Source organism: Pseudomonas sp. XWY-1 (assembly GCF_002953115.1).
Taxonomy (GTDB): domain Bacteria; phylum Pseudomonadota; class Gammaproteobacteria; order Pseudomonadales; family Pseudomonadaceae; genus Aquipseudomonas; species Aquipseudomonas alloputida.
In genome coordinates, this window is sequence record NZ_CP026332.1 from 5579558 (window position 1) to 5592840 (window position 13283).

11 protein-coding genes are annotated in these 13283 nt (G+C 63.5%); 4 read left to right on the forward strand and 7 right to left on the reverse strand.

Annotated elements, in window-relative coordinates; translation table 11 throughout:
- On the reverse strand, positions 1-891 hold the full coding sequence (locus tag PRJ_RS26040) for a LysR family transcriptional regulator (RefSeq protein WP_218115555.1): 891 nt from the start codon (positions 889-891) through the stop codon (positions 1-3).
- A gap of 102 nt (positions 892-993) precedes the next feature.
- Here PRJ_RS26040 and PRJ_RS26045 point away from each other — a divergent pair, with 102 nt between their 5' ends.
- On the forward strand, positions 994-1662 hold the full coding sequence (locus PRJ_RS26045; RefSeq protein WP_104962739.1) for an FMN-dependent NADH-azoreductase: 669 nt from the start codon (positions 994-996) through the stop codon (positions 1660-1662).
- A gap of 8 nt (positions 1663-1670) precedes the next feature.
- On the opposite strand, the gene PRJ_RS26050 is transcribed toward PRJ_RS26045, so the two are convergent.
- The gene (locus tag PRJ_RS26050) at positions 1671-2726 is read right to left on the reverse strand and encodes a phosphorylcholine phosphatase (RefSeq protein WP_104962740.1); all 1056 of its coding nucleotides are present in this window, start codon (positions 2724-2726) and stop codon (positions 1671-1673) included.
- Between the two features lie 243 nt (positions 2727-2969).
- Between PRJ_RS26050 and PRJ_RS26055 the strand changes: the two genes are divergently transcribed.
- The gene (locus PRJ_RS26055; protein ID WP_104962741.1) at positions 2970-4361 is read left to right on the forward strand and encodes an L-cystine transporter; all 1392 of its coding nucleotides are present in this window, start codon (positions 2970-2972) and stop codon (positions 4359-4361) included.
- 132 nt (positions 4362-4493) lie between these two features.
- Here PRJ_RS26055 and PRJ_RS26060 read toward each other — a convergent pair whose 3' ends face one another.
- On the reverse strand, positions 4494-5009 hold the full coding sequence (locus PRJ_RS26060) for a dihydrofolate reductase (RefSeq protein ID WP_104962742.1): 516 nt from the start codon (positions 5007-5009) through the stop codon (positions 4494-4496).
- 54 nt (positions 5010-5063) lie between these two features.
- Here PRJ_RS26060 and PRJ_RS26065 point away from each other — a divergent pair, with 54 nt between their 5' ends.
- Positions 5064-6455: a DUF2868 domain-containing protein gene (locus PRJ_RS26065; RefSeq protein WP_020192726.1), complete on the forward strand. Its 1392-nt coding sequence runs from the start codon at positions 5064-5066 to the stop codon at positions 6453-6455.
- The gene (locus PRJ_RS26070; protein ID WP_014592746.1) at positions 6448-7812 is read left to right on the forward strand and encodes a GTPase/DUF3482 domain-containing protein; all 1365 of its coding nucleotides are present in this window, start codon (positions 6448-6450) and stop codon (positions 7810-7812) included. The genes PRJ_RS26065 and PRJ_RS26070 overlap by 8 nt, the downstream gene beginning before the upstream one ends.
- A gap of 513 nt (positions 7813-8325) precedes the next feature.
- On the opposite strand, the gene PRJ_RS26080 is transcribed toward PRJ_RS26070, so the two are convergent.
- The 4 genes from PRJ_RS26080 to PRJ_RS26100 form a co-directional block, all read right to left on the reverse strand.
- Positions 8326-9351, reverse strand: coding sequence for a putative 2-aminoethylphosphonate ABC transporter substrate-binding protein (locus PRJ_RS26080; RefSeq protein ID WP_014592747.1), 1026 nt, complete (start codon positions 9349-9351; stop codon positions 8326-8328).
- A gap of 18 nt (positions 9352-9369) precedes the next feature.
- On the reverse strand, positions 9370-11094 hold the full coding sequence (locus tag PRJ_RS26085) for a putative 2-aminoethylphosphonate ABC transporter permease subunit (protein ID WP_104962743.1): 1725 nt from the start codon (positions 11092-11094) through the stop codon (positions 9370-9372).
- Position 11095: 1 nt separating this feature from the next.
- Positions 11096-12154, reverse strand: coding sequence for a putative 2-aminoethylphosphonate ABC transporter ATP-binding protein (locus tag PRJ_RS26090; RefSeq protein ID WP_104962744.1), 1059 nt, complete (start codon positions 12152-12154; stop codon positions 11096-11098).
- A gap of 255 nt (positions 12155-12409) precedes the next feature.
- The gene (locus tag PRJ_RS26100; RefSeq protein WP_010955674.1) at positions 12410-13279 is read right to left on the reverse strand and encodes a LysR family transcriptional regulator; all 870 of its coding nucleotides are present in this window, start codon (positions 13277-13279) and stop codon (positions 12410-12412) included.
- Positions 13280-13283 lie beyond the last annotated feature (4 nt).

The window sequence follows — 13283 nt, forward strand, 5'->3', positions numbered from 1 at the left end:
TCAAAGCTCTCCCTTCGCGACACATTGGCGTAATTGCGCCAGCAGCAGGGCAGCCGAGCGCTTCGGTGTCGCCGCCGACGTCAGCACGAACTGCGCTTGAGGCAAGGCTGGCAACGTCGACACCTCCACCAGGCCGGCAGCCAGAGCAGACGATCGCGTGACAGGCGTTACCCCAAGCCCGCCACTTACGGCGGTCATCAGCCCGCCGACACTTGGGCTCTGGCAAACGATGCGCCATTGCCGCCCGGCGCGTACCAAGGCCTCGATAGCTGCGGCCCGATAAGGGCATTGATCAGAAAATACCGCCAAGGGCACAGGCGTGGTGACCTCATCGCTGCCCAGCGCAATCGGCCCTCTCGCCCACACCAATGGTTCGGACCAAAGCACCTCGCCACGTTCTTCATCGCTGCAGCGGCTGCCCAATACGATATCCAGCCCACCCGAGTGGACGAGCGAGAGCAACTCCCCAGTCAGGCCGACGGTCAGGGACACCTCTGCATCGGGATGTGCCACCGAAAAACGACGCATGCAGTCGATGATCGGGGCTTTCACCATTTCCTCGCTCAACCCCACGTACACCGTGCCTGACACCCGCCGACCTGCCCCAAGGCTTGCGCGGGCATCATCGTGCAACGCCAGGATGGTGCGGGCATAGCCTGCCAACCGAGCGCCTGCGGGTGTCAGGCTGACCGAGCGGGTCGTACGCTCCAGCAATTTTTGTCCGGCTTCGCGTTCAAGCCGCCGAATATGAGCGCTGATCGCCGACTGCGTTAGATGCAGCCTCTGCGCAGCGCGGGTGAAACCACCGGTGTCGGCAACGGCAAGCAAGCTCCGCAAAAGCACAGTATCGAACACAGATTCATCACCTATCTCACTCAATCTCGCGAGCATACGTCATTTCTATAATGAATCGCCCTGAATCAGACTGACCACCGAACGCCTGGGCGCTCAAGCGCCGGGCAAGGCTTATCAACACTACTTGGGAGAAGCCCCGTGGTTGAACGTATCTTGTATGTCTGCGCCTCACCCAGAGGAGAGCGGTCCGTTTCCGCTCAGATTACCGACGTGTTCCTGGCGGCATTGGCCGAGCGCAAAGCGGTGGAAATCGATCACTTGAATCCTTGGGAATGTGAGCTGCCTGAGGTAGATGGCGCCTTGCTCGCGGCGAAGTACGCGGGGCTTGCCGATGCCCCGCTGTCAACCGCACAGGCAGCTGCATGGGACCGGATCACGGCCCTCGCTCAACGATTCCACCGGGCGGATACCTTGGTGTTCAGCGTACCGCTGTGGAATTTCGGTATTCCGTACAAGCTCAAGCACCTGATCGACGCGATTTCGCACAAAGACGTGCTGTTCACCTTCGATGAGCAAGGATTGAACGGCATGCTTGGCGGGCGTCGAGCGATTGCCATCTACACCCGTGGTTTGGGCTACGGGCCCGGCTCACAGACACCCGACCAGGTGTTTGGCCTGGAGAAAACCTTCATCGACACATGGTTTCGCTTCGTTGGGATTAACCAGGCGCACAGTTTAGTGGTCGAACAGACCCTCGGCCCTGAGGGCGCCAGGATCCGTGAACGTGCCATTGAACAAGTGACCCTGCTGGCGCAGACCATTGACCAGAAAGCGGCCCAGACCCTCATTGTGGGCCGCGATGGTTGATATTCCCGTTACTGGATCTGCTCCGGCGTGACGATCACCCAGTTCTTGTCAGCCGTCACCGGCAACCCTTCCTTGGCCTGCGCCGCCGCATTCTTGGCAATCATCCCGTTGAGCTGGTCCATGTACTTGGCCTTGCGGTTTATCCACAGGTGGATACCGCCTTTGCCCACATCCACCCCGTGGAACTGCATGTAGCCATCGCTGGTCGGCGTGTCGCCGCCCACCAGCACCGGTTTCTTCCACTCATCGATGTAGGTAAGGATCGCCGCCTGCTTGCCCGCCATCCAGGTGGCCGGGGTCCACAGGTAAGGGGTCAACTCCAGGCCCTCGTTAGCCTTGGCATCGTAGTGCCCGGCGCTGATCTGCTTGCGCGCAGTGGTCAGCTGTCCGCTGGCGCGGTCCTTGAGCAGCAGGCTCACGCCAATCACGTTCTGGGGCTTCACGTTGTATCCATACTTGGGGTCCGAGGCGACCATGCGCACCAGCTCTTCGGAGGCCGCCGAAACCACATAGACCTCGATGCCATTCTCCATCAGCTTGTTGTACAGCTCGGCCTGGCCCTTGAAGACCTTGGGCGGCTGAACCTCGATGGCCTTGACCTGGTCGCCTTCGTAATAGGTGCTGGGGATCGGCTTGGTCGAAGCCATCAGCTCATCCACCTGCACCTTCAGCTCCTGCAAGGTAAAGCCCGAGAACACCTGGGCTACCCACGGGTAGCAGACCATGTCATCGATTTCACACAGCCGGTAGTAGTAACTGAATAGGCTTTCCTTGTGCTCGGCAGTGTCCTTGAACGGCATCAGCTTCAACGAAGGGTCGAGCTTGTCGCGGCTTAGCAGCCCCTTGTTTTCCATGAACGGAAGCAAGGCTTCTTCCAGGTCATAGCGGTAACTGGTGTTGTCCATGTCGAACACCGCGTAGTTACCCTTGTTGGCATTGGCGGCGATCATGCTGTCGAGCTGTTTGGCCGCGTCGGCAGGCCAGTGTTTGAGCTCCGTGGCGAAGGTTTCGATACTGAACAGCAGGGACAGGCCGATGGCGGCGGCTTTCACAGCGACTTTCATGTACGAATCTCCTGAAATGACCCAGAAACGCTAGTGCAACAATCCCCACTGCAAGCCCCCGATAACGACCTCCAGGCAGCTGCAAACGCCTTGTTCATTGCAATCTGCGACATCCCGTTATTCCATAAACGACTATGTAAATTCCATTTGGGTATAAATTCGTTTGTTTTCAGGCTGTTAGCATTTCCGTTCGCAATCGCTCACAGAGGCGATGCCACTTCTGCTTTTTTTGCTGGAGCTTCAATGAACCTGCCGCTGTCACTCAACCTGCTGGCATTCCTGGCCCTGTTGCTGGGTCTGGCACAAACCCGCCGCACCGACTGGAGCCTGGCCAAGAAGGTACTGCTTGGCCTGGTGCTGGGCGTGGTCTTCGGCCTTGTGCTGCACACGATCTATGGCGCTGGCCACCCTGTGCTCAAGGCAACCATCGCGTGGCTCGACCTGGTCGGCAACGGCTATGTCGGCCTGTTGCAGATGATCGTCATGCCGCTGATCTTCGCCTCGATCCTCAGTGCCGTGGCACGTTTGCACAATGCCTCTTCACTGGGCCGCATCAGCGTGCTGAGCATCGGCACCCTGCTGCTGACCACGGCCATTGCCGCCCTGATCGGCATTGTGTTGACCAACCTGTTCGGCCTCAGCGCCGAGGGCCTGGTGGCCGGCGCCCAGGAAAGCGCACGCATGCAGGTTATCCACAGTGACTACGCGGGCAAGGTCGCCGACCTCAACATCCCGCAACTGCTGCTGTCGTTCATCCCCAGCAACCCGGTAGGCGACCTGGCGCGGGCCAAGCCGACCTCGATCATCAGCGTGGTGATCTTTGCGGTGTTCCTCGGTCTGGCCGCGCTGCAGTTGATCAAGGACGACGCCGAGAAGGGTGAGCGCGCCCTGTCGGCCATCGACACCCTGCAGGCCTGGGTGATGCGCCTGGTGCGGGTGGTGATGAAGCTGACCCCCTATGGCGTGCTGGCGTTGATGACCAAAGTCGTGGCCAGCTCCAACACGGAGGACATCCTCAAGCTGGGCAGCTTCGTGGTGGTGTCGTACCTGGGCCTGGGGTTGATGTTCGTGGTGCATGGCATCATCCTCGCCGCCACCGGTGTGAGCCCGCTGCGCTTCTTCCGCAAGGTGTGGCCGGTGCTGACCTTCGCCTTCACCAGCCGCTCCAGCGCCGCCAGCATTCCGCTGAACATCGAGGCACAAACCCGCCGTCTGGGCGTGCCGCAATCGATCGCCAGCTTCAGCGCATCGTTCGGCACCACCATTGGCCAGAACGGCTGCGCCGGCCTCTATCCGGCCATGCTGGCGGTGATGGTCGCGCCAGCGGTGGGCATCAACACCTTCGACCCACTGTGGATCGCCACCCTGGTGGCCATCGTCACGCTGAGCTCGGCAGGAGTTGCCGGCGTGGGCGGCGGTGCCACCTTCGCCGCGCTGATCGTGCTGCCAGCCATGGGCTTGCCGGTGGAGTTGGTGGCGCTGCTGATTTCGGTGGAGCCGCTGATCGACATGGGCCGTACGGCGTTGAACGTGAACGGTTCGATGACGGCGGGCGTTGTCACCAGCCAGCTGCTGAAAGAGACAGACAAGGAAGTGCTGGCCGGTGATGAACATGCCGAGCTGAGCCACACCTGATAGATTGCCGGGGGCGCGTTGCGCCCCTTTCGCGACAAGGCCGCTCGTGTCTTGCTCAAAACCTAAACCCCCTGCGGTCCCCCGTAGGAGCGGGTTCACCCGCGAAGGGCTGCAAAGCAGCCCCCAACAATCTCACCCCTTATCCCAAACCTCGAAGTGATACACCGGCTTACCTTCCTCAGCCTGTGTCTCGCTAGAAGTCAGCCTCCACTGCCCTTCATCAAACGCCGGGAACCACGCATCCCCCTCTGGCGCCAACTCAACCCGCGTCAGGTACATGCGACTGACCAGCCCCTTCTCCAGCGCCTGCCCATACAGCTGCGCGCCACCAATCAGCATCAGCTCACCGACGCCCTGCTCGCGCGCCCACTGCTCGGCCCGCACCAACGCCTCTTCAAGCGAGGCGAACACTTCGGCACCCGCCAGTTCAAGCCCCGGCTGGCGGCTGACCACGATGTTCAGCCGCCCAGGCAGCGGCCGCCCCAGCGAGTCCCAGGTCTTGCGCCCCATGATGATCGGCTTGCCCAGGGTGGTGGCCTTGAAGTATTTGAAGTCCCCCGGCAAATGCCAGGGCATGGAGTTGTCGATGCCGATCACGCGGTTCTCGGCATAAGCCGCGATCAGGCTGAGGGGAAGTGATGTATTCATGCCGGCGAGGATAGCACCGGGCGTGTGGGTTATGCTTCTGCCTTGACCTGTGCAATGGAAGACCTTGTGACTGCACCCACGCCACTGGACAAGCGCTGGCTCACCGAAGCGGTACGCCTGCGCGAAGAACATGCCGGCCCGCTGGAAGACCAGGAAGCCAACCGCCACGCCCGCCAGCTAGGTGGCGACCTGGCCACGCGCATCGAAACACGTGCGCTGTTCCTGGCCGAGCGCGATGACATGACCGGCGCCCTGCGCCATTGGAAGCAGGGCGCGCGCCTGGCGCTGCTGGCCCTGCTGCTGCTGGCCGTGCTCAGCGGCGCAGGCCTGGGGCTGGCCGCCCTCGGTGACGGGCAGCGCCCGGTGAATGTGTTCTGGGCGCTGGGCAGCCTGCTCGGGCTGAACCTGCTGATGCTGCTGGGCTGGGCCATGGGTTTTGCCCTGAGCGGCGAGCATGGCGCAGGGCTGGGCCGCTTGTGGCTATGGCTAAGCGAACGCTTTGCCCGCGATGCCAAGGCCGCGCACCTGGCGCCAGCGCTGCTGGTGCTGCTGCAACGTCAACGCCTCAACCGGTGGCTGCTCGGCCTGTTGGTACACGGTCTGTGGCTGCTGGCGATGCTCACCGCGCTGGGCATGCTGCTGGCCTTGCTGGCGACCCGACGCTATGGCTTTGTCTGGGAAACCACCTTGCTCGCCGCCGAGCCGTTCATTCACCTGACCCAAGCACTGGGCGCCCTGCCCTCGTTGCTAGGCTTCGCCGTGCCCGACGAAGCCATGATCCGCGCCAGCGGCGACAGCTTGCCGGCCCTGGACATGGCACGCCAGGCCTGGGCCAGCTGGCTGCTCGGCGTGGTGCTGGTATACGGCCTGCTGCCCCGCCTGCTGCTGGCCGGGCTATGCCTGTGGCGCTGGCGCCAGGGCCGTGAACGCCTGACGCTGGACCTGGGCCTGCCCGGCTACGCGCAACTGCGCGAGGCACTGATGCCGCGCAGCGAGCGCATCGGCGTGCAGGATGCTGCCCCGCAAGCCTTGCCACAGTTTGCCGCCGGGCAGCTGGAAAGCGGCAGCAGCGGTGCCCTGCTGGTGGGCCTGGAGCTGGACGACCAGCGCCCTTGGCCACCGGCCCTGCCCAAAAGCGTGACCGATGCCGGCGTGCTCGACAGCCGCGAATCACGCAACCGGCTGTTGGAGCAGCTCAGCCGCTTCCCACCGGCACGCCTGGCCATCGCCTGCGACCCACGCCGCTCGCCCGACCGCGGCAGCTTGGCGCTGCTCGCCGAACTGGCGCGCAATGCCGGCGCAACCCGTATCTGGCTGCTGCAGGCTGCACCGGGCCAGCCCCTCGATGCCGAGCGCCTGGGCGATTGGCACGAAGCCCTTGACCGCCTTGGCCTGCAACATGCCGACACCTCACCGCTGACCTGGCTGGAGCATGGCCATGACTGAGCCACTGAAACTGGCCGTGGTCGGCCATACCAATGTCGGCAAAACCTCGCTACTGCGCACCCTGACCCGCGACGTCGGTTTTGGCGAAGTGTCCCACCGCCCCAGCACTACCCGCCATGTGGAAGGTGCGCGGCTGTCTGTGGACGGTGAACCCTTGCTGGAGCTGTACGACACGCCCGGCCTGGAAGATGCCATCGCCCTGCTCGACTACCTTGAACGTCTGGAACGCCCGGGCGAGCGCCTGGACGGCCCGGCCCGGCTGGAGCGCTTTCTGCAGGGCAGCGAAGCGCGCCAACGCTTCGAGCAGGAGGCCAAGGTATTGCGCCAACTGCTGGCCAGTAATGCCGGGCTGTATGTGATCGATGCGCGCGAGCCGGTGCTGGCCAAGTACCGCGACGAACTGGAAGTACTGGCCAACTGCGGCAAGCCGTTGCTGCCGGTGCTCAACTTCGTCGCCAGCAGCCAGCACCGTGAGCCGGAATGGCGTGAAGCCCTTGCCCGGCTTGGGCTTCACGCATTGGTACGGTTCGACAGCGTGGCCCCGCCGGAAGATGGCGAGCGCCGCTTGTACGAAAGCCTGGCGCTACTGCTGGAAAACGCCCGCCCGGCGCTGCAACGGCTGATCGACGACCAGCAGGCACAGCGTTTGGCACGCCGGCACAGCGGCAAGCGCCTGATCGCCGAACTGCTGCTCGATTGCGCTGCATGCCGGCGCAGTGTCGAGGCCGAACCAGCGGCAGAAGCCCGGGCCATCGAGGCGCTGCGCCAGGACATACGCCAACGAGAACAACGCTGCGTCGAAGCCTTGCTCAAGCTGTATGCCTTCCGCCGCGAGGACGCCCATGCCAGCGACCTGCCGTTGCTGGACGGCCGCTGGGGCGATGATTTGTTCAATCCAGAGACGTTAAAACTGCTGGGCGTGCGCCTGGGCAGCGGCGTGGCGGCGGGGGCGGCAGCGGGGGCCGGGGTCGATTTGCTGGTTGGTGGCCTCACCCTCGGCGCGGCGGCGCTGGCCGGGGCGATTGCCGGCGGTGCGCTGCAGACGGCGCGCAACTATGGTTCGCGGTTGATGGGCAAGCTCAAGGGCAAGCGCGAGCTGACCGTGGACGACACGGTATTGCGTCTGCTGGCCTTGCGTCAGCAGCAGTTGATGGTGGCGCTGGATAACCGCGGGCATGCGGCGCAGGACAGCATCAGGCTGGGTGAGCTGGATGAAAAGGCCTGGCGTGAGGGCAAGTTGCCGGAGGCGTTGGTCAAAGCGCGGGCGCACCCGCAGTGGTCCACCCTGAATCCCGGGGCCAAGCTGAATCAGGCTGAGCGGCAGGAGCAGTTGGAGGCGCTGGTTTCACAGATTTGAGCCAGCAGGGTTGGCCTCTTCGCGGGTAAACCCGCTCCTACGGGCGGCCTGTGTACAACCACCGATGTGCGCCCACCACCAATCCGGCGTAGGAGCGGGTTTACCCGCGAATACGGTAGCGGCGGCAACGGTGAACGGCGGGTGGAAATTGGCCAGCAGGGCCGGCCCTTTCGCGGGTAAACCCGCTCCTACGACGGGCTGTGTCCACCCCCGTGTGGGTCCACCACCGATCTGTGTAGGAGCGGGTTTACCCGCGAATACGGTAGCGGCGGCAACGGTGAGCGGCGGGTAGAAATTGGCCAGCAGGGCCGGCCTCTTCGCGGGTAAACCCGCTCCTACACGGCGGCCTGTGTCCAACCACCGATGTGCGCCCACCACCAATCCGGTGTAGGAGCGGGTTTACCCGCGAATACGGTAGCGGCAGCAACAGTGAACGGCGGGTGGAAATTGGCCAGCAGGGCCGGCCCTTTCACGGTTTACCCGCGAAGAGGCCGGCCCTGCAATAGTGAAGCGTTACTGCTGGGCCACCTTCTCCGACTTGCCGTCATAGCGCTTGCGCCATTCGGCCAGAATCTGGTCGCGGTTCTTCGAGGCCCAGGCAAAGTCGTTCTTGATCAACCGCTGCTCATAATCCGCCGGTAGCTCGGTCTGCGGCTTGGCGATGCCCGGCGCGGCCAGTACGGCGAAGTTTTCCTTGTACAGTTCCATGGCCGCCGGGCTGGCGGAGAAATCGGCCAGGCGCTTGGCTGCATCCGCCTTGGGCGAGCCTTTGATCACTGCGGTTGCCTCGATCTCCCAGCCCAAACCCTCCTTTGGCAGCACGATGTCCAACGGCGCGCCTTGGCGCTTGAGCTGAACGGCCGGGTATTCGAACGAAATACCGATCGGGAACTCGCCCGCCGCCGCCAGCTTGCACGGTTTGGAGCCGGAATGAACGTACTGGCCGATGTTCTGGTGCAGCGCATCCATGTAGGCCCAGCCCTGCGGCTCGCCAAAGGTCTGCAACCAGGCACTGACATCCAGGAAGCCGGTGCCGGACGAGGCCGGGTTGGGCATGACGATCTTGCCTTTGTACTCAGGCTTGGTCAGGTCCTGCCAGCTCACCGGTTTGCTCAGGCCCTGTTTCTCGGCCTCGATGGTGTTGAAGCAAATGGTGGCGGCCCACACGTCCATGCCGACCCAGGCTGGCGGGTTGGCGGCGTCGCGATAATTGCCGGAGATCTTGCCCAGGTCCTTTGGCGCATAGGCTTCGAGCATGCCGTTCTGGTCGAGGATGGCCAGGCTCGATGCCGCCAGCCCCCACACAGCGTCAGCTTGCGGGCGCTCTTTCTCCGCCAGCAGCTTGGCGGTGATGATACCGGTGGAATCACGCACCCACTTGATCTCGATATCCGGGTTGGCTTTCTCAAAGGCCTGCTTGTAGGTTTTCAGTTGCTCGGCTTCCAGGGCGGTGTAGACCGTCAGTTGGGTATCGGCGGCCGAAGCCTGCAGGCTGAACACGGCGGAAACGGCAACGGCAAGTGCAAGGTGCTTGTGCATGGGTAGGTTCCTTACAGGTCAGACGGTCGCGGCGCGTTGGCGCCAGGCTTGGGAGCGGCGCAGCAGGCCGCGCGAGGCTGCAGCCAGCAACAGTGAAGCGCCGGCACTGGTCAGCAGGATCAAGGTGGACATGGCGGCGGCACCGCCAACGTTGCCGGCGTCGTCCATGTTCAGCACGGCAACGGCAGCCAGGATGGTGTCGGGGCTGTACAGAAAGATCGCTGCCGACACGGTGGTCATCGCCGATACGAACAGGTAGCGGATGATGTCCAGCAGCGCCGGCAGGCAAATCGGCACGGTCACGCGCAGGAAGTGCTTGTACAACGGCGCTTTCAGCGACAGCGCGGCGGCCTCGAACTCGCCGTCGAGTTGGCGCAGAGCGGTGGTCGCGGTCATCTGCGCGGTGGTCAGGTAATGGGCAATGGTGCACACCACCAGCAACCCCATGCCGCCGTACAGCACATGCAGCGGGTTGCCGTTCAGGTTGAAGAAGAATACGTAGCCCAGGCCCAGTACCAGGCCCGGCACGGCCATGGGGATGAAGCTGAGCAGGCGCAGCGCATGGTTGAGCAGGCGTTGGCCCTGGGTCTTCTCCATCAGGTAGGCACCAGTGAAGATCACGATGCTGCCGATCAGCGCGGTGCCAATGGCCATGGTCACGCTATTGCGGTAGGCCAGCCAGCCGCCACCGGCAGTGTCTTCGAACATGTAGTGGCGCAGCGACAACGACAGGTTGTAGGGCCAGAAAGTGACCAGCGAGGAGTACACCGCCATACCGATCACCACCAGCAACGCCGCGCACACCAGCAGCACAATGGTCAGGAAGCAGGCATCGCGGCCGCGTGATGGCTTGGGTTCGAACACCTGGGCACGGCCGCCCATGGCCTCGCCCTGGCGTCTACGCAGCCAGGCGTCGACGGTAAAGCTGAACAGGGCCGGCAACAGCAGCACCATGCCGATCAGCGCGCCACGGCCGAACTGTTGCTGGCCCACCACCGCCTTGTAGGCTTCCAGCGCCAGCACTTGGTAGTCGCCCCCCACCACGACCGGTACACCGAAGTCTGTGATAGTCAGCGTGAATACCAGGCAGAACGCCGCGAATACCGCCTGGCGCGAGGCCGGCCAGGTGATGCTGGTGAACGCACGCCACGAGCCTGCCCCCATGCTGGAGGCCGCATCGAACAGGCGAGCATCGGCCAGTGACAGTGCCGACAGCAGAATCATCAGCGCATGCGGGAAGGTATAGATGGCCTCGCCCAGCACGATGCCCCAGAAGCCGTAGATATTGTCGCTGAGCAACCCACGCAGCAGGCCCTGGTTGCCAAACAGGTAGACCAGGGCGATGGCCGGCAGCATCGACGGTGCCAGCAATGGCAGCAGCGAAATCCCCCGCCACAGGCCCTTGGCCGGAATCAACGTGCGTTGCAGGGCAAAGGCGAACAAATAGGCCAGCGGTACCACAATGGCCGCGACAGTGAAGGCCACCGACAGGCTGTTGCCAAGCAGCCAGTGGAAGCTGGCGCTGGCAAACAGTTCACGGGCCGCCAGCAAACCACCGCCCTGGCCCGCTTCACCGCTGAAACCACGCCAGAAGATCGCCAGCAACGGCATCAGCACGGCCAGCACCAACAGGATCAGCAGCAGGCTCTTGCCGCCGACGACGAACAGCCGGTCACCCAGGGCGATGCCAGCACGCGGCGCGGCTTTGGCCTGGCTCAACGGCAGGGACATTGGCGCGGCCATCTCAGGCAAACACCTGCAGGCTCTGCGGCGGCAACGCCACCCAGATGTCCTGCGAGCCCAGGCGCGGCATGGCCTCAGGGGCCAGCTCGGCCAGCAGGGCATGGCCTGGCAGGGCCTTGAGTTCAAAACTCATGCGGCAGCGGTTACCGAGGAAGGTGATTTCGCGGACCATGGCCGGGAACAGGTTTTCTTCGTGCACCACCGGGTTGACCGTGATCGCTTCCGGGCGGCAGAACAGCCGGCCACTGCTGGCCTGGGCTGAACCCGGCGCCAGGCGCATGTTCATGTCGCCAACCAGGGCATGGCTGTCGCTGCTGCGCTGGAACGGCAGCCAGTTGCCCTGGCCGACGAACTCGGCCACGAACGGCGTGGCCGGGTGGTCATAGATTTCCTGCGGGGTGGCGTACTGCTCGACCTGGCCGTTGTTCATCACCGCGATGCGGTCGGCCATCAACATGGCCTCGTCCTGGTTGTGGGTAACCATCAACGTGGTGATGCCCAGTTGGCGCTGCAGCTGACGCAATTCGGTGCACAAGTGCTCGCGCACCCGGGCGTCCAGCGCCGACATCGGCTCATCGAGCAGCAGCAGCGATGGCGACGGTGCCAGCGCGCGGGCCAGGGCCACACGTTGCTGCTGGCCACCGGAGAGCTGGCCTGGGTACTTCTTCTCGCTGCCAGACAGGCCTACCAGTTCGAGCATTTCGGCCACCCGCTGACGGGCCTGCTCGCGACCACTGCCCGTCAGGCCATAGGCGATATTGGCTTCGACGGTAAGGTTGGGAAACAGCGCGTAGGACTGGAACAGGATGCCGTAGTCGCGCGCCTGGGGGGACAGATCGGAGATATCACGTTCGCCGATGTACAGCGTACCGCGATCCTGGCGCTCCAGGCCGGCAATGCAACGCAGCAACGTGGTCTTGCCACAGCCGGATGGGCCGAGCAGGCACACCAGTTCGCCCGCGGCGATGTCCAGCGAGACATCGTTGAGCGCCGTAAAGGCACCGAAGCGCTTGTGGATGTTGCACACTTTTATCTGTGCGCCGGGGGTGGTGTGGTTCATGGCATGGCCTCATCGAAGAGATGGGGCCATGCTAGGTAGGCTGTGCGAAGGTTCTGTGGCTTTAAGGCAAAAGCCGGTGATAGTGGTATAGGTAGATTTAGTAGTGGCCTGTACCGGCCTCTTCGCGGGTAAACCCGCTCCTACAACGGAATGCGTGTTCGCGGAAAATGCAGGCATGCGCGATCGCAGAAATGCAGGCATGCGTGTTTGCAGAAATGCAGGAGCGGGTTTACCCGCGAACAAGCCAACACGAATCTAGAACTGCGAACCGGCCACTTCCTGCGCCACCCCCAGGAATGCCGCCGGCAACCGGGCCTGGCGCCGCTCCTTCAGGCAATACAGGTACTCATGCATCACCGGCGCATTTTCCAGCGCCAGCACCCGGAGTTCGGGATTGTGCGGCACCTCATGGCGGGCAATCACGCTGATGCCGATATTGCGCAGCACCGCTTCGCGGATCGACTCGCGGCTGCCGATTTCCATCATGGCGCTGGCCTTGACCCCAGCCTCCTGCATCATCTGCTCGGTCAGCTTGCGTGTGGTCGAGCCCTTCTCGCGCATCAGCAGGCAATGCCCCGACACCACCTCGATCGACACCGTCTGGCGATGGGCCAGCGGATGGTTGCGATGCACCGCCACCACCAAAGGGTCAGTGCCCAGTATCCGCCGCACCAACCGTGCGTCCTCCACCCATTGCGACGACGCGGCAATGTCCACCCGGTAATCCTCGAGCATTTCCAGCACCTGCTGCGAGTTGCCGATCTCCACCGCCACTTCAACCTGCGGCAGGCGTTCGCGATAGATCTTGACCAGGTCGAGAATGTAGTAAGGCGCAGTGGCAGCGATGCGCAGGCTGCCCTGGGCCTGGCCACTGTTGCGCAGCTCGAACTCGATGTCGGCTTCCTGCTGCAGCAGCGCCTTGACCATCGGCAGCAGGCGTAAGCCCTCCTCACTCAACACCAGGCGCCGCCCGCCGCGGTAGAACAGCTCCACGGCGTACTGGCCTTCCAGGCTGCGGATCTGCGTGGTCACCGTGGGCTGGCTGAGGCCAAGCTTCTTCGCCGCCTGGGTGATGCTGCCCAGACGGGCCACCATGTAGAAGGCCTTCAGCTCGGAACTCAGCATGTAC